The sequence below is a fragment of the Ruegeria sp. BI7 genome, from assembly GCF_056537925.1.
The window spans coordinates 49,935-66,738 of sequence record NZ_JBQFSK010000004.1; the positions used below are offsets into that span (position 1 = coordinate 49,935).

The 16,804-nt window shown below is 56.5% G+C and carries 21 protein-coding genes; 8 read left to right on the forward strand and 13 right to left on the reverse strand.

Going from position 1 to position 16,804, the window contains the following annotated elements; genetic code table 11:
• Positions 1 to 57 precede the first annotated feature (57 nt).
• From ACR0JB_RS11615 to ACR0JB_RS11625, 3 genes are all read right to left on the reverse strand, one after another.
• The gene (locus ACR0JB_RS11615; protein ID WP_480789938.1) at positions 58 to 264 is read right to left on the reverse strand and encodes a hypothetical protein; all 207 of its coding nucleotides are present in this window, start codon (positions 262 to 264) and stop codon (positions 58 to 60) included.
• A gap of 63 nt (positions 265 to 327) precedes the next feature.
• A complete protein-coding gene (locus tag ACR0JB_RS11620; RefSeq protein WP_170350529.1) occupies positions 328 to 618 on the reverse strand; it encodes an antibiotic biosynthesis monooxygenase family protein in 291 nt (96 codons plus the stop codon).
• Between the two features lie 98 nt (positions 619 to 716).
• A complete protein-coding gene (locus ACR0JB_RS11625) occupies positions 717 to 1,022 on the reverse strand; it encodes an excalibur calcium-binding domain-containing protein (RefSeq protein ID WP_226689361.1) in 306 nt (101 codons plus the stop codon).
• A gap of 242 nt (positions 1,023 to 1,264) precedes the next feature.
• Between ACR0JB_RS11625 and ACR0JB_RS11630 the strand changes: the two genes are divergently transcribed.
• A complete protein-coding gene (locus ACR0JB_RS11630) occupies positions 1,265 to 1,768 on the forward strand; it encodes a HugZ family pyridoxamine 5'-phosphate oxidase (protein WP_480789939.1) in 504 nt (167 codons plus the stop codon).
• Here ACR0JB_RS11630 and ACR0JB_RS11635 read toward each other — a convergent pair.
• Together ACR0JB_RS11635 and ACR0JB_RS11640 are read right to left on the reverse strand one after the other, a co-directional pair.
• On the reverse strand, positions 1,753 to 2,160 hold the full coding sequence (locus tag ACR0JB_RS11635) for a universal stress protein (protein ID WP_170350532.1): 408 nt from the start codon (positions 2,158 to 2,160) through the stop codon (positions 1,753 to 1,755). The two genes, ACR0JB_RS11630 and ACR0JB_RS11635, sit on opposite strands and share 16 nt — an antisense overlap.
• A 62-nt stretch (positions 2,161 to 2,222) precedes the next feature.
• A complete protein-coding gene (locus tag ACR0JB_RS11640) occupies positions 2,223 to 2,549 on the reverse strand; it encodes an antibiotic biosynthesis monooxygenase family protein (protein WP_170350533.1) in 327 nt (108 codons plus the stop codon).
• A 146-nt stretch (positions 2,550 to 2,695) separates the two neighbouring features.
• Between ACR0JB_RS11640 and ACR0JB_RS11645 the strand changes: the two genes are divergently transcribed.
• Positions 2,696 to 3,358, forward strand: coding sequence for a hypothetical protein (locus ACR0JB_RS11645; protein ID WP_480789940.1), 663 nt, complete (start codon positions 2,696 to 2,698; stop codon positions 3,356 to 3,358).
• A 45-nt stretch (positions 3,359 to 3,403) separates the two neighbouring features.
• On the opposite strand, the gene ACR0JB_RS11650 is transcribed toward ACR0JB_RS11645, so the two are convergent.
• The 5 genes from ACR0JB_RS11650 to phhA all read right to left on the reverse strand — a co-directional run bounded on the left by ACR0JB_RS11650 (position 3,404) and on the right by phhA (position 9,137).
• A complete protein-coding gene (locus tag ACR0JB_RS11650; RefSeq protein WP_170397278.1) occupies positions 3,404 to 5,692 on the reverse strand; it encodes a glycosyl hydrolase family 28-related protein in 2,289 nt (762 codons plus the stop codon).
• 134 nt (positions 5,693 to 5,826) lie between these two features.
• Positions 5,827 to 6,228 (reverse strand): DUF4864 domain-containing protein, encoded by a 402-nt coding sequence (locus tag ACR0JB_RS11655; RefSeq protein WP_170397276.1) that lies wholly within the window; start codon positions 6,226 to 6,228, stop codon positions 5,827 to 5,829.
• 48 nt (positions 6,229 to 6,276) lie between these two features.
• Positions 6,277 to 7,851: a lysine--tRNA ligase gene (locus ACR0JB_RS11660; RefSeq protein ID WP_170397274.1), complete on the reverse strand. Its 1,575-nt coding sequence runs from the start codon at positions 7,849 to 7,851 to the stop codon at positions 6,277 to 6,279.
• A 124-nt stretch (positions 7,852 to 7,975) separates the two neighbouring features.
• On the reverse strand, positions 7,976 to 8,329 hold the full coding sequence (locus tag ACR0JB_RS11665) for a 4a-hydroxytetrahydrobiopterin dehydratase (protein ID WP_170361502.1): 354 nt from the start codon (positions 8,327 to 8,329) through the stop codon (positions 7,976 to 7,978).
• Between the two features lie 7 nt (positions 8,330 to 8,336).
• A complete protein-coding gene (gene phhA, locus ACR0JB_RS11670; RefSeq protein ID WP_170506853.1) occupies positions 8,337 to 9,137 on the reverse strand; it encodes a phenylalanine 4-monooxygenase in 801 nt (266 codons plus the stop codon).
• A 109-nt stretch (positions 9,138 to 9,246) separates the two neighbouring features.
• On the opposite strand from phhA, the gene ACR0JB_RS11675 reads away from it, so the two are divergent.
• Positions 9,247 to 9,714: an Lrp/AsnC family transcriptional regulator gene (locus tag ACR0JB_RS11675; RefSeq protein ID WP_367648190.1), complete on the forward strand. Its 468-nt coding sequence runs from the start codon at positions 9,247 to 9,249 to the stop codon at positions 9,712 to 9,714.
• An 81-nt stretch (positions 9,715 to 9,795) separates the two neighbouring features.
• Complete coding sequence (locus ACR0JB_RS11680) at positions 9,796 to 10,218, forward strand: tellurite resistance TerB family protein (RefSeq protein ID WP_170350540.1); 423 nt, start codon at positions 9,796 to 9,798, stop codon at positions 10,216 to 10,218.
• 2 nt (positions 10,219 to 10,220) lie between these two features.
• On the opposite strand, the gene dacB is transcribed toward ACR0JB_RS11680, so the two are convergent.
• From dacB to ACR0JB_RS11695, 3 genes are all read right to left on the reverse strand, one after another.
• Positions 10,221 to 11,699: a D-alanyl-D-alanine carboxypeptidase/D-alanyl-D-alanine endopeptidase gene (gene dacB / locus ACR0JB_RS11685; protein WP_170397270.1), complete on the reverse strand. Its 1,479-nt coding sequence runs from the start codon at positions 11,697 to 11,699 to the stop codon at positions 10,221 to 10,223.
• Between the two features lie 66 nt (positions 11,700 to 11,765).
• A complete protein-coding gene (locus ACR0JB_RS11690; RefSeq protein ID WP_170397268.1) occupies positions 11,766 to 12,386 on the reverse strand; it encodes a nicotinate-nucleotide adenylyltransferase in 621 nt (206 codons plus the stop codon).
• Positions 12,387 to 12,418: 32 nt separating this feature from the next.
• Complete coding sequence (locus ACR0JB_RS11695) at positions 12,419 to 12,889, reverse strand: MOSC domain-containing protein (protein ID WP_170397262.1); 471 nt, start codon at positions 12,887 to 12,889, stop codon at positions 12,419 to 12,421.
• Positions 12,890 to 13,024: 135 nt separating this feature from the next.
• On the opposite strand from ACR0JB_RS11695, the gene ettA reads away from it, so the two are divergent.
• The 4 genes from ettA to ACR0JB_RS11715 all read left to right on the forward strand — a co-directional run bounded on the left by ettA (position 13,025) and on the right by ACR0JB_RS11715 (position 16,754).
• The gene (ettA, locus tag ACR0JB_RS11700) at positions 13,025 to 14,692 is read left to right on the forward strand and encodes an energy-dependent translational throttle protein EttA (RefSeq protein WP_170327107.1); all 1,668 of its coding nucleotides are present in this window, start codon (positions 13,025 to 13,027) and stop codon (positions 14,690 to 14,692) included.
• Entirely contained in the window at positions 14,689 to 15,435 is a 747-nt protein-coding gene (locus tag ACR0JB_RS11705) for a hypothetical protein (RefSeq protein WP_480789941.1), read from the forward strand. The genes ettA and ACR0JB_RS11705 overlap by 4 nt, the downstream gene beginning before the upstream one ends.
• A gap of 38 nt (positions 15,436 to 15,473) precedes the next feature.
• Positions 15,474 to 16,337, forward strand: a complete 864-nt coding sequence (locus ACR0JB_RS11710) for a sulfotransferase family protein (RefSeq protein ID WP_480789942.1) — start codon at positions 15,474 to 15,476, stop codon at positions 16,335 to 16,337.
• 210 nt (positions 16,338 to 16,547) lie between these two features.
• Entirely contained in the window at positions 16,548 to 16,754 is a 207-nt protein-coding gene (locus ACR0JB_RS11715) for a cold-shock protein (RefSeq protein WP_170350547.1), read from the forward strand.
• Positions 16,755 to 16,804 lie beyond the last annotated feature (50 nt).

The following is a 16,804-nucleotide window of genomic DNA, read 5'->3' on the forward strand; positions in this document are numbered from 1 at the left end:
CGTGCCTTTGTCTGTCCATGATCCGTCATTTGCCGTTGAAGACTGTTTTCCGTCTTTTTAAAACGTTAAGGTCCAGTTGGAACTCTTGAGAGTTTTCCCCGAGACGATCTTTTCTATCGACGCCCCGTCCATTTGCTGTGCGCCCATATCCTTAATCTGGGACACCTTGGTCGCCGTCAGGAAATCTTTGGATGTGTCGGCAATGGCCGCACCGGAAAACAGGTTTGCGATCAAAGCCATAGCTGCGCATTTCGAAAAGTTCATTGAACATTCCTCCTGAAAAAGTCTGGTACTAGAGTTGAGAAATTTGGCCCTGAATACGCGGACCTATCCTTTATCCCAATGGACAACCACGTCGAACCCGGCCGGTGATGGCGGGCCTTCTAGGAATTCGGCAAAATGTCCCCAAAGCGCCGCCACTTTGGGGGCGTTGGCGTTCGAGGTTTCCTCGCTTTGAACCACGGCCACAACAAAACCGGTACCGTCCTCATTCATGACATTGGTAAAGCTGTGCATGCCTTCCATGCCCATAATCTGATCTTTAAGCTCGTTCATCTTTGCCTCGGCCGCATCCCGCATTCCGGGCTTCATCTTGAACTGAGTAATACGTGCAAACATGATTTTCCTCGCTATCTGGGCGAAATCCCCCAATGACGGCCAAAACGGCGCGTCCGGCGGAGTGTACCACAGTCACGGGGATTCTGTTAGAATTGGGGTCAAGGCCGCAGGAATTTGGCGTTGCCGACTGTCCGCGATCTGGGCGTTTCAGCTGGTTGCGGCACTGCGCTCTGCCCGGAAATCGACCTTTGCGTTCCGCAGGCCACACCATCGCCATCGGGGTCATTGCGCGGGTGATACCCAGGACCGCCCTCAACGAATGGCCCCGGCACAATGGTTTCAATCGCGCCGCACCCGGCCAGGGCAATCAGGTGAAGCAAAGCTTCTTCGTGCCTATACTCAGACGTCCGCAGATAAACCCCCACGACGATACCCATAATCGTCACCGGCAGCATCAGGACCATGAGGAAAATTCGAACCGGGGATAATGCGCGTTTCCGCTGCGCCTCTGCCCGTTTTTGACGCCGCGAAACCTTCGGGGCAGAAGATTCCGTTTCAGGGGTGGGTTTTCTAAACTGCATGTCCCTCTGTTACCCTCGATTTGTGGCGAAACCGAGACCCCAATTGACCCGTAAACCAGCCCTCGCACAGGGAGGGCATAGGGGGTATCTTTTGCGTGTTTCAAACAGCTAGAAGCACGCACATCATGAGCCAATCCAGCCCATTTCACCCGGTCGATGAGACCGCCCGATGTTTGACTCGTGATCTGATCGAGGGCGCAACCTGTGGTGCGCTTGCCACTTTGCGACCGGACTTAGGGGTGCCTTCGGTGTCGCGCATCGCCCTGGCCACGGATGACGCGGGCAGCCCTATGACCCTGATTTCGACATTGGCGGATCATACAGCCGCCTTGCGTGCCAATCCGGTCTGCGCGTTGCTAATCGGAGAACCCGGTAACACTGGCGACCCGCTGACCCATCCCCGATTGACATTGCATGCCACAGCCACGTTCGTTGCCCGTGAAAACGCCGAACATGCCAGCTTGCGGTCGCGGTATCTGACCTTGCGACCCAAATCGAAACTCTATGTCGATTTCACCGATTTCAGCTTTGTGCGTTTCGCCATTTCAGACGCCGTTCTGAACGGAGGTTTCGGCAAGGCCTGGCGCCTTGCCCCCAGCGATTTGCGGCCTGATCAGCGCACCACGTGAACCGCACAGGCGGCGTGACGAACCACGTGGTTTGTGGTTGAGCCCAACAAGAGATCCTGCATGCCAGGCCGGTGTGAGGCCATGATGATCAGGTCAGGCTTGTGGGATTCCGCCCAGTCCAGAATGGTGCGCCCGGAATGCCCTTCGATCACCACACCCGTCGCATTGGACAGCTTGGCCGCCAACTCATCCAGCTCGCCCTGGACCGCCTTGCGGGCCGCGGTCAGATATTCCGGCGGCATGTAGGAAATCGCGTAGTTCGGAATATGCTCGACCACATGCAGCAGTGTCACCTGAGCATCTGGTGTTGCCAAAATCTCGGCCAGTTTCAGCGGGCCGGAGATATCCCGATCGGCATCAAATGAAATTGGAACAAGAATGTTGTGATACATGGTGAGCCTCTACTTTCTCCAGCCACCATACCCAATTTTACCGATTAAGGCTTTGATGCAGGTCAGGAACTGCCAAAAGTCTCGGCCACGTCATACATCACCGGCTCAAAGCTTTTACACATCTCGTTGATCTTGCGATTGCGATCGCGCATTTCCGGCGTTCGCAACATTGCCAGAAAATCCTCACGACGGTTCCATTGGGAATAGTTGGCAATCCGCGTCTGCGCATCGTTCACATGCAGCCCTGCGGAAACAAATCCCGGCTGTTTCGAGATAAACTCGGCGTAGGCGTCGGTCAACGCATCCAACAGATCGTGGCAGGTACCCGGTGTCATCTCAAAAGTGGTGATGACAGTCTGGACGCTCGCGGTCTTGGAAATCTTCGGCATCTGGAATCTCCCTTTTCTTTTGCAAGCTTAACACATGATTTGGAAAGGTCTTGTGTTTCCTTAAACGACACGCCGCCTTGGATTGGTTTCCAGAAAACAAACAAAACACTAACCAACCGTTAACCATGCTTGCGGAAACTGCGTGCATGTTCCGGATTCTCGCTTTTCTGGTATTGCTGCTTGCCGCAGCCCCGGCTTGGTCCGGCGCATGGCTGCGTGAGAAGGACGCAGCGTTCACCGCGGCCTCGGTCACTGCATTCAAAGACCGTGACGGCAGCTATGATTACAAAACGGCGCTTTATGCTGAATTCGGATACAGGCCGAACCTCACAATCGGGGTAGATTTCGAACAAAGCCGGGATTTCTACGGACACGCCCTGTTGTTTGCCCGGGTTCCCGTGGCCGATTTCAACAAATGGGGGCGTTTCGCGGCCGAGTTCGGGGCCGGTGCCCACCACAGGCAACTGGACGCCTGGGCGATGTACAAACTGACCCTGTCCTATGGCAAAGGGTTTCAAACCGGTTGGGGCAACGGTTGGGTTGCGGTCGACACGGCCCTGGAAATTCGCACACATGACGCGGTTTATCGCAAACTGGATATCACGGCGGGCCTTTCGTCAGATCGATTGCTCAATCCTCTGATCCAGGTGGAAACGGCTTATACCTCTGGACACTCGTTATTTTGGAGGGCCAGGCCCTCGGTCATGATCCGTGCGCGCGACAAAGGGCCCACCTGGGTGCTGGGCCTTGAACGCAACGATGCCCGCAACGATACGGGTTTGAAAATCGCGCTTTGGGAAGAGTTTTGAGACCGGTGAAATGGCCACCCTGCAAAAGGGTGGCCATCCCAGTTGTCAGCTTTCCATACGAATGAGGGTCGAGACTTTTCCGCGGACCGCCTCGGGCCAGCGCAGGTTGATCGCGTTTCTCGACGCACCTTGTTCTAACTGCACATAGGGGGTGGCATAGGTCACCGCGCCGAATGTATTTCTCAAAGCTCCCAATGCCGTAACCGCGTCGCAACTACGCGCATAGCCCCCGAAGGGCAGCTCTCCGGCTGTCTGAACGGACCAGGCTTGCGCTGCGGTTCCTTGCGTATGCTTGACCCGCAATGGGTTCGCAACTTTTTGGTCAACGCCGTGAAAGGTATTGCTTTCAAACATCACATTGCGATGCGCATAGTTGTTCATACTGGCAAATGAGGTATCCACCCGTTCCACCCGCGTGATACCACCGCTTGTTGCGCGGAACTTATTTCCGGTCACGATCACACCGTTCAGGAAGTGTCCTGCACCATGGGGACGAACAATGAGGTAAGTGAACCAGGGCGGGGCCTCGCTGGAATAGAAGATATTGTCGGTAATGGCCATCGAGCTGAAGGAAAACCCGGTTGTGTAAACCGGATCTGCGTCCCGTTCGTTGGTCCACAGGATCGAGCAATTGTCGATATAGTTCCCCGAGATTGTCGAGCTGTTGTAAGTGCCGATCATGACCAGTCCAGGGCTGCGTACACCTTGTGGAATGCTGTCGCCCTGAAAAAAGTGATTGCCGAGGATCATGTTGTTGGTGCCACCCAGAACCGCAAAATGGCGGAACCGTACGGCCCGGTTGTGGCGCAGTTTGACGTCGTTGGCCGTCGCGTTTAGCGCGATCGACGAACGGTCTGGGACGTTAAAGGATTCTTCGGTGGACAGGAATTGACACGTATCGATCAACATGCCCTGACAACCGTTACCGATAGACGTGATTCCGCGATCTTTGGGGCGGCTGACAAAACAGTTCGCCAATGCAAAGGTGCTGCCTGACGGGGCCAGACGGATCGCGCTGCTGCGGCCGTTACATTGGAATTCGATCTGTTCCATTCCAAATTTGCGCAGCGTGCTGAAACCGCTGAAATCCAGCAGATACTTGAAAGACAGGAACGTGAATGTCTGCGTACCAGACGCATCGTAGAGCGGCGCGCTGAGCGTGATTTCACCCGCGCCGTCGTTCTTCGAACGCACGTAAATCTCGCGACCGACCCCGCTCCCCTGTACCAGACAACCAACCGGAATATTGGCCACATTCGCCACGTTCACCAACCGGGTGGGATCGTTCGGGTTGTAGGTCGCGACCGATGTAAAGGTTTCGGTGTCCCAGGCCGTACTGCTTTTGACGTCGAACTGTCCGTTGCGGATCACACGGCGCGTCGAGAATCCGGTTTGCCGGTTCGGAACAGCAGCGGCCATATCGATGGGCTCGGTTACCGATACCTTGCGCCCACCCATATCCAGCGATTCATGGTCAGAATTGTTCAGCAACGCCTGAAACGCCTTTTTAAAGGCCCGCATTTCATCACCAAACGCATTGATATAGGTCGGCAGATCAAAATTCTTGGTCAGCAGCAGCATCTTGTCATCCGGCATCGTTACGGTGCCTTCAAATTCGATCTCGGATGCCACCGACGTGTTTTGCGCCAGCAGATAGGTCCCCTCGGGCACGAAAATACGACGACCATTCGCAGCCTGATCCGCGGTCTCGAACGCAGCTGAGTCATCCGCCACGCCATCCCCGACCGCGCCGAAATCGCGGACATCGACCAGACTGATCAGATTGCGCAGGAACACGCCGGTGACATCCGAAATCTCGATATCATCTACTCGGATCACAGCCCCGTTCGCACCGTCGATGTCCAAGCCGAAATGCCCGTACAGCGCCTCCACACCCCACGGCATGTCTACACCAGGACGCTGGCCGGTGCCGACTATGGCCGTGATCTCGTGCACAGTGCCATAGCCCGAAAGCTGCGTGGCCGGGCCTTGCTCGACCACACCGGTAACCTGAACATCCCCGGCACCGCCAGCCCATCCGGCGATACGTACCTCGGGCAGCGGGCCGCTGATGGCTTTGACCCGAGCCTTGATTTGCAGGTAACAGCCCGGCATCAACGGCGTCTGCCCCATGTAACGCAGGCGCTGGGTGGTGCTGACTTTCAGGATTTCCAGACAGCCCGCAAAATCCGCATCCGCCGGAACAAATGCGCCGGTGCCCGATCCCTCATAGGTAGGCGAGCCGGGCGTCCCGTCGCCGCTGGACCACACGTTCAAACCATTTGCGAAAGCAGGCGGCGTGAACACGATACCGTCGGTGATTGCCTTGTTCATAGAAATCCCTTTCCCAATCGCGCCGCATCAGCGCGCATAAACCCAGTGCCCGGAGACACACGCCCCGAACGCAAAAGCCTGAGTACCGAAAAGGGATTAACCGCCGCTCATATCACCGTGACGGTGGTGTTGCATCAAGCTGCCGGATCAGAATTGCCCAGCAATTGCACGCCATTGATCTTCCAACCGTTGTCCATCTGCACCATCTGATAGTCCAGGATATGCACCCTGCCAGCGTCATCAGTGATCATGACTTTTTGCCACAGCGCCCCGGCCACCTCGCGCAATTCCAGAAAACGAACCTCCGCCGGACGCCAGACCATCGGATAGCCGCGCCTAACCATGACGCCGAAATTCTCGGGCGTTTGAAACAGTTGCTGGATATTGGGGCTGGCAAAGGTAAAGGCGGTGGCAAAATCATCAGCCTCAAACGCCTTAATCTGCGCCGCGATGTTTTTCTCGATCTCGGCGCTTTGGGCAAACGCGCCCGAGGCCAATCCGGCACTTATGCAAAGGGCAAGCAATAAACGGCGCATGGGACCACCTCCTGTTGAAAGAGTAGCCCCAAGCGGTATCAGGTCAAATCAGACCAGCTCTCCGGCCAGCGCCTTATCGATTAGCGCGATGGTTTCCGGTACGCCGTACAGCGCGATGAAGCCGCCAAAACGTGGGCCCTGCGAGGCGCCCAGCAACACCTCATACAGCGCAGTAAACCAACCGCGCATGGGATCGAACCGCTCTCGCCCGATCGAATAAACCACCGATTGCAGCGCTTCATCCTCAATGGGGCCGTCATAAGCTTCCAACGCAGTTTTCAGTGCCTCCAACGCTTCGCGTTCCTGATCCGTCGGGGCGCGGTGCTGACGTGTAGGTTTGACGAAATCGTTGAAATAGCGCACGGCAAAGCCAGCCGCCTGATCCAAATCCGGATGCGTTTCAGCCGTCGCCTCAGGTGCATAGCGGCGGATAAAGCCCCACAGTGCCTCTTTATCCTCAGCCCCCGAAACGGACGCGAGGTTCAACAACATCGCAAACGGCACCATCAGTGTGGATGCAGGAACATCACCACCATGGATATGCCAGACGGGGTTGTTCAACTGCGCCTTCAGCTCCTGCCCCGGATAGGCTCGCAGCTGCTGATGATATTCGTCTACTGCCTTTGGGATCACGTCAAAATACAGGCGCTTTGCCGTCTTGGGCTTTTGATACATGAAATACGACAGGCTTTCAGGCGCGGCATAGGTCAGCCATTCCTCCATCGACAAGCCATTGCCCTTCGATTTGGAAATCTTCTGACCCTGCTCGTCGTTGAACAGCTCATAGCTCAGCGCCTCGGGTGGCTTTTGGCCCAGCGCTCGGCAAATCTTGGACGACTGCGTGACCGAGTCGATCAGGTCCTTGCCCGACATCTCATAGTCCACACCCAGCGCAGCCCAGCGCATCGCCCAATCCGGCTTCCACTGCATCTTGACGTTACCGCCAGTGACCGGAATTTCGACCTTCTCGCCGTCGGGTTCCTGATAGACGATCGTGCCCTTAGCGACATTGCGCTCCAGCGTCGGCACTTGCAGCACGTGCCCGGTTTTCGGGCTGATCGGCAGGAAGCACGAATAGGTCTCGCGCCGTTCCGGCCCAAGCGTCGGCAGCATGATCTCTTGAATTTTGTCGAAGCGCTCCAACGCGATCAACAGCATCTCATCAAACCGACCGCTGGTGTAATAATCCGTGGCCGAGGCGAACTCGTACTCAAACCCGAAACTGTCCAGGAAATCGCACAGCATCGCATTGTTGTGCTGGGCAAACCCGGCATGGGTGCCAAACGGATCGCGCACCTTGGTCAGCGGCAGATGCAGGTCTTCTTTCAGCTCTTCCTGCATCGGCACGTTGGTCGGCACCTTGCGGAAACCGTCCATGTCGTCCGAGAAACAGATCAGCTTGGTCGGGATGTCACTGATTTGTTCAAAGGCGTGACGGACCATCGAGGTCCGTGCAACCTCGCCAAATGTACCAATATGCGGCAGACCCGACGGGCCATAGCCGGTCTGAAACAGCACGTATCCCTTTTCCGGAGCCGCTTTCTGATAGCGTTTGAGCACCCGGCGCGCCTCTTCGAAAGGCCAGGCCTTGGACGCAATCGCGGTTTCACGCAGTTCAGACATTTTTAGACAAGCTCCATCGGGAAAAACAGCGCCGGTCACCCCATGCAACCGACCGGACCCTCCTATTGTGCCGGTGCAGCATGAGTCAATAAAGCGCTGGTTATTTCCTGTATGGAAGGCTGATCTATATGGTCAACTGGTCCAGTTTGGCCGCCCAGATGAAATCATTCTCGCTTAGACCACCAATTTCATGCGTGGTCAGTCTGACATCCACATAACCCCAGCCAAAGGTGACATCCGGGTGGTGCCCCTGCTGATCGGCGAGCCACGCGCAAAGATTGGCCAGATAGGTGGCCTTGGCGAACCCTTTAAACTTGTAGTGACGGCTCAGTTCTTTCGCATCAGCGTCCAGATTCCAATCGGACGAAAGCTCCGCCATGTGCGTGTTCGCCTCATCCCGCGTCAAAGCTGGAACGCCACCTGAACAGGGCACACAGGTTCGGTCCGATAGGCTGCAGGTTTCTCCTGTTAGAGTCATGATCCGTTCACTCCGCTGCGGTTGCCTTTTCCGGGAACTTGTTTGGCAACAATCCCAGGGATTGTGCCTGCCGCACGTCTGCCAGCAAATCGCGGTCGGCGGCGGCAAAAAGTTCCTCGGGTGAGTTTAACACGAAATAGCCCATCTGGTGCATATCGATCCGATAAGGCGTGCGCAGGATCGTCAGCACATCGAACGGATCCCGATCAGGAATGCCGCTTTCGACGGCATAGACAAGTTCTGTCGGCGAGGACGCCAACCCCGACCCCAACGCCTTGATCACACCATCCTGACGACGCAACCCAAATTCGATCGAAAACCAATACAGTCGGATCAGCCAGGCATAGTCCTTGTCATCAGCCTGCACGCCTGCCTTGCCGATGGCATGGCTGAACGCCGCAAAGCGTGGATCGCTCAGCAGCGGGGTATGACCGAAAATTTCATGAAAAATATCCGGTTCCTCAATGTAATCGAAATCCTCGCGTGACCGAATAAAGGACGCAGCGGGAAACACCTTATCTGCCAGCATGCCAAAGAATGTCTTGAACCCGATAAGCGCTGGCACAGGCTGAACCCGCCAGCCGGTCATGTCCAACAGCCGTTCCGAGATATCCGCGCAAGAAGGCACGCGGGTCTTTGGCAAGTCCAGCCTTTCCAACCCTTCAAGATAGTCTCGCGCCATAAAACGCTGCACGTTCTCTGCTTGCGCAGCATAGAGGTCAGCCCAAACGGCGTCCTCTTCTTCTGTATAGGCGATATGGCCGCGTTCATCAGCCACTTTGGCGATGTATTTGGTCGACTTTGGCATCTGCATTCCCTCCGCAGGAAAAGTATAGCCACGCGACTTGAAGGTTTTGATTTGGACAATCGATGGTTTCTAATTATTTTGGCAAATATATATCGAAAGGTGACAATTTGTGAAACAAACCCTCCAACCCGCTGATATCGCCATCCTGCAAGAGCTGCAGACCAATGGCCGCCTGTCTATGCAAGAGCTTGCCGACCGAACCGGTCTTTCCGCCTCGCAATGTTGGCGGCGCGTACGCGATCTTGAGGCATCCGGGGTGGTATCAGGCTACATTGCGCAGGTGCGGGCCAAATCGGTCGGGCTGGACGCCATTGCCTATGTTCACGTCGCATTGCGCGATCATCAAGAGGACAGCATCACCTCATTCCTGCGGTTGGTCGCAACCGAGCCGCAAATCGTCGAATGCGCCTCAATCACCGGGGACCACGACTTTATCCTAAAGGTTTATGCCAAGACGCCCGAGGACCTTGAACATTTCATTATGCAACGGCTGCTGAAATCCGGCCTTGTCCGCGACACGCGCAGCAATTTTGTGCTGCGCCAGACCAAAACACGCGGCCCGTTGCCCATTCTCTGATCGGTCAGGGGCAAAATCCGTTGAACCTGCCCGCCAGCCCTCCTATCGTGCGAGCGCAAAAAGCCCAATCAGGACGACACCATGACCGAACAAGTACCCCACCCGATGTCCCCACAGGATTGCCTGGTTGCGATCATGGTCGCGGTCTCTGCATCGGATGAAACCATTCGCACGGCCGAGCTGGTCAAGATCGAAGGCGCAGTCAACATGTTACCTGTCTTTGCCGAATACGATATCGACCGTACGCGCCGAGTATCTCAGACGGTGTTCGACCTGTTCGAGCAAGAGGACGGGCTGGATGCACTTTTCGGCCTGATCCGCGATAACCTTCCCGAGCGGCTGAATGAAACGGCCTATGCGCTGGCTTGCGATGTGGCCGCTGCGGACGGGTCGCTTGCGGAAACCGAACTGCGCCTGCTGGAAGAAATCCGCTACGAGCTGAGCATTGACCGTCTGCACGCCGCAGCGATCGAGCGCGGCGCACGGGCGCGCCACACGACCTGATCCTAGCTGCCCTGTAACGTTCCCCAACGTTCGATCAATGCGCGTTGCAGCTTGCGCGACCTGTTGTTCCAGCTGCGCGCGCCTTCCGGACGCTCGCGCAGCGCACGGGGAATGGTCGCGCGGTGATCAACGTCAGCGGTAAAGATGGCAAAGGCCAATTCGGAGCCATCCGGTGCAGTTATGAAGCCGCCCAATCCCGACACGAAATTCAGCGTCCCGGTCTTTGCGTCTACTTTGATCGGGTGATCCTTGACCGGCCGTCCCTGACGGTCCGCCAGGGTAAATTTCTTGAGCAAGGGCCGCAGCGCGCCATCTTTGCGCGCCACCACCAGCGCGGTAACCAAATCCGCGGGTGCAACGCGCGACGCATCGCCAAGCCCCGAATGATCCACCATCGCAATCCCGTTCACACCATAGGTCTCGACCGCCCAGCGATTCATTTCAGCGGCGGAATCGGCGAGGCTTTGCATATTTGCTCCGCGGGCTTTCGAAGCCGTCATACCGACCAATTCGGCCGTTATGTTGGTCGAATATTTGAGCATACCGCGCAGAATACTTTCCAGCGGATCACTCTGATGCACCACCAAAACAGTGCCCTGCGGGGTCTGCCGCGTGATCTGTACGCGCCCCAGCACAATGCCATTTGCCCGCGCCAGAGTACGGAAAACATCCCCTGCATAAAGCGCAGGTTTGCGAACGGGCAGCCAACGCGCGCCACCATTGCCCAGCGCACCGCGGGCAACGGTCCAGCGATCCTGCCGCGCACTTGGCTGATAGGTGTATATCGGCAAACTTCGCTTTTCGACCTGCATCGACGCCATATCCACAGAAGGAGTATATCGGGCGGTGCGCGCATCCATACTCACGTCATAACTGGCACCAGCGCGCTTCCATTCGAAATGGACGCGATTGAAATTGAGTGAGATGCCGCTGATTGCCGGGCTGTAACCCAGGTGATCCGGCTGCCCGGGGTCAATGCTAAACACATAGGGCAAAGCTCCATCATAGACCTTGAAGGCCCCGCGCACCTCGGTGATTCCGGCCTCGCGCAGATTGGCGGCCATCGTGGCCAGATCATCTGTGTCCAGCAACGGGTCGCCGCCCCCGACAAGGATCAGGTCACCATTCAACACGCCATTCTCAATCGGCCCGTCCGCCATCAACGAGGTTTCAAACCGATAATCCGCGCCCAGAACATCCAGCGCATAAAGCGCGGTCAGCGCTTTGGCGACACTGGCGGGCGGCAAGCCTTGATCGCCGCCAAACGCCTCAACCTGCGTACCGGTCTCTGCATCAGCGACTGCAAACACAACCTCTCCGCGCAACCCGGCGGACTGGATAAGGCGCTCGGCCCCGCTGGGCAGGTCCCCCCGCAGCTGCGGTCGCAAGGATTGGACAGGAGCATCGGCCAGCGCTGAGCCCGATGCAATCGAGGCCCCAAGGCCCGCAAGAAACAAACGACGCGAAATACGATCAACCATGGGTCAATTAAAATCCCAGAGATCACAGGCAAACAACCACTGAATGTGATTATGCCCGCATGGGGGCTATTCAGGCAACACCCCTCCATCCCAGCCACCGCGTGTGCGAATCTCGGTCGAGCTGACATCGACCATCGGTACATTCACGAAACACCACGCCGGTGCCTGCGCCCGCCCCAGCAAATGCCGCGCTTGGCCGTCAATGCGATATTGAGCGTAAAGCCGCGCCGCAGGCGACATCCGTGCCGAGATCCGATCCCCCGGCCGTGCGACAACCCCCACCGGCACGCTGTCCATGATCAGCCGCCAATCCTTCCAGCGATGAAACTGCGCCAGATTGTCCGCGCCCATCAGCCAGACAAACCGCACCTGCGGATAAAGTTTTTGCAAGGCCGCCAGCGTATCCGCCGTCGCCCGCGTCCCGGTCAGCGCCTCGATATCCGTCACCTTGACCTTGGGGTGCTGCATGACGTCCCGCGCAGCCTTGATGCGCCGCTGTAGCGGGGCAGGTCCACGCGCCTTTAACGGATTGCCCGGAGACACCAGCCACCAAACCCGATCCAGCCCAAACGCCTTCATCGCTTCAAGCGAGACATGCACGTGGCCGCGATGCGGTGGATCAAAAGACCCGCCGAACAGACCAACGACCTGGCCAGGCCGTGCATATGGAATATCGCTTCGCAACATCCTTTGCTGATGTTCAGAACTGAAGCGGCTTGTCAATCAACCGGTTGCACCAGATCGCCCAGCCGGACCCGTCCGGACCTGATGACCTCGGCGCACCATCCCCCGTGCCCACGCACGGCGGAATAGCCGCCCTTGCCCAGCGCCTCCTCCATCCGGCTGCACGGCGCGCAGATGATTGTAAAGCGCAATATAGCCCCGCCAACCTGCACCTCACGCCCCTTGAGCGCCGCCAGATTGATCCCCGACACGACCAAGTTGCGCCGTAGGATGTCGGCGGCAATCGGCCCTTGCCCCAAGTAGGAACCAATCGCCGCCAGATGTTCTTGCTGGATCAGAGTCACAGCCCTTTTGCCAGCGCGACCCCGGTCGCCCTCTAGGCCGTCGGCTGAAATCATAATATTATCAACCGCGCGCATTTCTTTGCAGCGCTCAGGTCGCAATCCAATCCAATCGACACAACCCGGCTTGGCCCAGCCAGCTATCAATTCCGCCAAATTCGACATTTTAGCTCCCACTCAGCGAATAGATCTAACTAAATTCGAGGCCATTAGAAATTCACAAAACCACCAGCTTGCCCCGCCCGCCCCGCTTAGATATCTAGCGTTTCAACCCAATTTCCCCGACCCAAAGGACGCGACATGGCCGCCTATCAATATGTCTACCACATGCAGGGAGTCTCAAAGACCTATCCCGGTGGCAAGAAGTGCTTTGAAAACATCCACCTGAGCTTTCTGCCTGGCGTGAAAATCGGTGTTGTCGGCGTCAATGGCGCGGGTAAATCGACGCTGATGAAGATCATGGCCGGCCTCGACACCGATTTCACTGGTGAGGCTTGGGCGGCTGAGGGCGCCAAGGTTGGCTACCTGCCGCAGGAACCGCAGTTGGATGAATCGCTGTCAGTCCGCGAAAATGTCATGCTGGGCGTGGCTGCGAAAAAGGCCAAAGTCGACCGGTTTAACGAGATCGCCATGGAGATCGCCGAGAATTACTCGGACGAGCTGATGGAGGAAATGACCACCCTGCAAGACGCGATCGATGCGGAAAACTTGTGGGATCTCGACAGCCAGATCGACGTGTCGATGGAGGCGCTGCGCTGCCCGCCGGACGACGCCAACATCGCCAACCTCTCGGGCGGTGAGAAACGCCGCGTGGCGCTGTGCAAACTGCTGCTCGAAGCGCCCGACATGCTGCTGCTCGACGAACCGACCAACCACCTGGACGCCGAGACAATCGCATGGCTGCAACAGCACCTGATCGACTACAAGGGCACCATTCTGATCGTCACCCACGACCGGTATTTTCTGGATGATATCACCGGCTGGATCCTCGAACTCGACCGTGGCCGCGGCATTCCTTACGAAGGCAACTATTCCGCGTGGCTGGAACAAAAGGCCAAACGGTTGGAGCAAGAAGCGCGCGAAGACAAGTCCAAGCAGAAAACCCTGCAGCGCGAGCTGGAATGGATGCGTCAGGGCCAGAAGGCCCGTCAGGCCAAATCCAAGGCCCGGATCAACGCCTATAACGAGCTGGCCGAACAGTCCGAACGCGAAAAGCTGACCCGCGCCCAGATCGTCATACCCAACGGCCAGCGCCTTGGTGGCAAGGTTATCGAGGTAGAAGGCCTGTCGAAACACATGGGCGACAAGCAACTGATCGAAGGTCTGGACTTTGCCCTGCCCCCCGGCGGCATCGTCGGTGTCATCGGCCCCAACGGTGCCGGTAAATCGACCCTGTTCAAGATGCTCACCGGTCAGGAACAGCCCGACAGCGGCACCATCACGCTGGGCGACACGGTTGAATTGTCATACGTCGACCAGTCCCGCGACGACCTGAAAGACAACGACACCGTGTGGGAGGCGATCACCGGCGGTGCCGAGATCATCCAGTTGGGCGACGCGCAGGTCAATTCCCGCGCCTATTGCTCGTCCTTCAACTTCAAGGGCGGCGACCAGCAGAAGAAAGTCTCGCTGCTGTCCGGGGGTGAGCGAAACCGCGTCCACATGGCCCGTCTGTTGAAAGAGGGTGGCAACGTCCTGCTGCTGGACGAACCGACCAACGATCTGGATGTCGAAACCCTGCGAGCGCTAGAAGACGCCCTGGTCGATTTCGCCGGCTGCGCGGTGGTCATCAGCCACGACCGTTTTTTCCTGGACCGTATCTGTACGCATATACTGGCCTTCGAAGGTGATGCCCATGTGGAATGGTTCGAGGGCAACTTCGAAGATTACGAAGAGGACAAGAAGCGTCGTTTGGGACCAGATGCGCTGGAGCCCAAGCGGTTGAAGCACAAAAAGTTTGCGCGATGAACGGTTTCATCGAAGCACGTATAGAAAAATGGATGCGCAGCGTACGCAAAAGGCTGGCCCCCCGGCGTTTGAAGCGCATCCCGCAAAACGCGCCGGAAAATTGCGTCATCGTCGCCAGCAATGGCCGGTCAGGTAGCACAATGACCTTTCTGGCCCTTGCGGATTCGCTAAGAGACGTTGATAGGGAAGCTGCGAAAAAATCGAACTTCATCGCCCGGCTGGACGACGCAACATTTCACGCGCCTTGCGTGTACAAGACACACGATTACCCTCAGCCCCTCTCTTCATGGCCCGAGAACACTCGGGTCGTTTTTTGTTTTGGGTCTGCTAAGGATTCCGCGTTTTCCGTCTATTCCGCGCTGGACAGATACGGCGCAGATTGGATCGACCTGCATTTTCATCACCTGCATGCCACCGGCACCTATGACGAACTGTTTCAGCGCGATGTGCTGCAGCAGGCGCGGCAGATCAAGGAATGGGTGACATATGAAGACGTCCCTGTTCTGTGCGTTCACTATGACGCGCTTTGGGAATATCAGGAAACCATCTCGCGCTTTACTGGATTGGACTTCAGGCCCCCTGAACGGCGCGAGCGTGTGCCAAAAGACATTCCGGCAGAACTCAAAGCTGCAGCCGATCTTGTTTACGATCCGATCGACGAAGTGATCGAACACCTGCCACGGTGTTTTGTTGCGTCAAAACAATACCGAATGACTGTCGAAGAGCTACCGATTTCCAACTGAAGACCGCAGATCAAAGCACCCTGACTGGATGTTCGACGATGCATCACCCAGGTCAGACCAGCTTGGCAATTGGAAAAAAGTGGGTCAGGTTGCAACTGTTGGTCACATCACAGCCGCAGCAGACGAGTAACAAAAGGACAATATTTGTGAGAGTGCTTTTCTCAAAGGGGCTTGTTTTCATATCCAAGCCACGCTGTGGTTCCACATCAATCCGCAGACATCTGGGCCCTTTTCTTTCAAAGGATGACGGTGATTTTGCTGTCGATGTGGCCAAAACGGTCGAGCATTTTCACCCGCATGATACGGCGCCCTATGTCAAAGCAAAGCTGGCAGAGTTGTACCCGGATCACCCAAAGCTGACCTATTTCATGACCATCCGTAATCCGGTTGATATGCTCTGGTCATATTATCGGTTTTTTCGACCTGATGCTGATTGTCTCTACAATTATCAATCCGATTGGAATGAAAACTCGACAATCGACTTTGAAGAATGGATTCAATTCGGCAAAGTTGGCATGAACCCTGCCTGGCAGGAACTTGCGCCCAAATGGATCTCGACCCAGAACCTTTCCCCGCTCAGCCTAGAAGCACATGCCATCGACCGCGCAGGCGTCAACCACGTCAAAAACGTGTTTCAGCTTGAAAACACTGAGAAACTGAACAGGTGGCTAACCAGCAAGCTTGAAAATCGTAGATTCCCAGCTTTGTCCGAGGCTTGGCGGTCTCGCAGACTTAAGCCACTTTCCAGCGCCAAGAACAAACAAAAGGCGCTTCCACACGTTAATCAATCGGATGGGGTTGGAAAGGCCGCAAGTGATCAAAGACCCGCTGTTCTGTCAGACCAAAGTCTGAAGGCGATCCGAACAATGTTTCCTGAGGAAAGCAAGATTTACAAGATTTGACTCGCCCTTAACCGAACGGCCAATTGCCTACTGAAGGATATCGCCTTCAGCACTCTCTTGCCCTGCGCTTGTGCAAATGCCATATCTGACGGGCACACGTTTTTCTATTTCGACCTACTGTCTCCTTCTACGGCGCTCAGTCTATCGATACAGACAACGACGCCGGGCTGCCGCAACACCGTGGGCAGCACTAAACAGGAGACAACGGATATGCCCGCAGGCACCGTAAAATGGTTCAACACCACCAAAGGCTATGGCTTTATCGCACCCGAAGATGGCGGCAAAGACATCTTCGTACACATCTCAGCTGTCGAGCGTTCGGGTCTGACCGGCCTGGCCGACAATCAGAAAGTCACGTACGAGCTGCGCTCGGGTCGTGACGGCCGCGAAAGCGCCGACGACATTCAGTTGGCGTAAGTCAATGAAAGGGCAGAGCATTTCTCTGCCCTTTTCCTTACTGGACGACC

Excerpts from the sequence above, each read along its gene's own strand:
- ACR0JB_RS11615 (WP_480789938.1), bottom strand. The coding sequence starts at position 264 with ATGAACTTTTCGAAATGCGCAGCTATGGCTTTGATCGCAAACCTGTTT.
- ACR0JB_RS11620 (WP_170350529.1), bottom strand. The coding sequence starts at position 618 with ATGTTTGCACGTATTACTCAGTTCAAGATGAAGCCCGGAATGCGGGAT.
- ACR0JB_RS11625 (WP_226689361.1), bottom strand. The coding sequence starts at position 1,022 with ATGGTCCTGATGCTGCCGGTGACGATTATGGGTATCGTCGTGGGGGTT.
- ACR0JB_RS11630 (WP_480789939.1), top strand. The coding sequence starts at position 1,265 with ATGAGCCAATCCAGCCCATTTCACCCGGTCGATGAGACCGCCCGATGT.
- ACR0JB_RS11635 (WP_170350532.1), bottom strand. The coding sequence starts at position 2,160 with ATGTATCACAACATTCTTGTTCCAATTTCATTTGATGCCGATCGGGAT.
- ACR0JB_RS11640 (WP_170350533.1), bottom strand. The coding sequence starts at position 2,549 with ATGCCGAAGATTTCCAAGACCGCGAGCGTCCAGACTGTCATCACCACT.
- ACR0JB_RS11645 (WP_480789940.1), top strand. The coding sequence starts at position 2,696 with ATGTTCCGGATTCTCGCTTTTCTGGTATTGCTGCTTGCCGCAGCCCCG.
- ACR0JB_RS11650 (WP_170397278.1), bottom strand. The coding sequence starts at position 5,692 with ATGAACAAGGCAATCACCGACGGTATCGTGTTCACGCCGCCTGCTTTC.
- ACR0JB_RS11655 (WP_170397276.1), bottom strand. The coding sequence starts at position 6,228 with ATGCGCCGTTTATTGCTTGCCCTTTGCATAAGTGCCGGATTGGCCTCG.
- ACR0JB_RS11660 (WP_170397274.1), bottom strand. The coding sequence starts at position 7,851 with ATGTCTGAACTGCGTGAAACCGCGATTGCGTCCAAGGCCTGGCCTTTC.
- ACR0JB_RS11665 (WP_170361502.1), bottom strand. The coding sequence starts at position 8,329 with ATGACTCTAACAGGAGAAACCTGCAGCCTATCGGACCGAACCTGTGTG.
- phhA (WP_170506853.1), bottom strand. The coding sequence starts at position 9,137 with ATGCCAAAGTCGACCAAATACATCGCCAAAGTGGCTGATGAACGCGGC.
- ACR0JB_RS11680 (WP_170350540.1), top strand. The coding sequence starts at position 9,796 with ATGACCGAACAAGTACCCCACCCGATGTCCCCACAGGATTGCCTGGTT.
- dacB (WP_170397270.1), bottom strand. The coding sequence starts at position 11,699 with ATGGTTGATCGTATTTCGCGTCGTTTGTTTCTTGCGGGCCTTGGGGCC.
- ACR0JB_RS11690 (WP_170397268.1), bottom strand. The coding sequence starts at position 12,386 with ATGTTGCGAAGCGATATTCCATATGCACGGCCTGGCCAGGTCGTTGGT.
- ACR0JB_RS11695 (WP_170397262.1), bottom strand. The coding sequence starts at position 12,889 with ATGTCGAATTTGGCGGAATTGATAGCTGGCTGGGCCAAGCCGGGTTGT.
- ettA (WP_170327107.1), top strand. The coding sequence starts at position 13,025 with ATGGCCGCCTATCAATATGTCTACCACATGCAGGGAGTCTCAAAGACC.
- ACR0JB_RS11705 (WP_480789941.1), top strand. The coding sequence starts at position 14,689 with ATGAACGGTTTCATCGAAGCACGTATAGAAAAATGGATGCGCAGCGTA.
- ACR0JB_RS11710 (WP_480789942.1), top strand. The coding sequence starts at position 15,474 with ATGCATCACCCAGGTCAGACCAGCTTGGCAATTGGAAAAAAGTGGGTC.
- ACR0JB_RS11715 (WP_170350547.1), top strand. The coding sequence starts at position 16,548 with ATGCCCGCAGGCACCGTAAAATGGTTCAACACCACCAAAGGCTATGGC.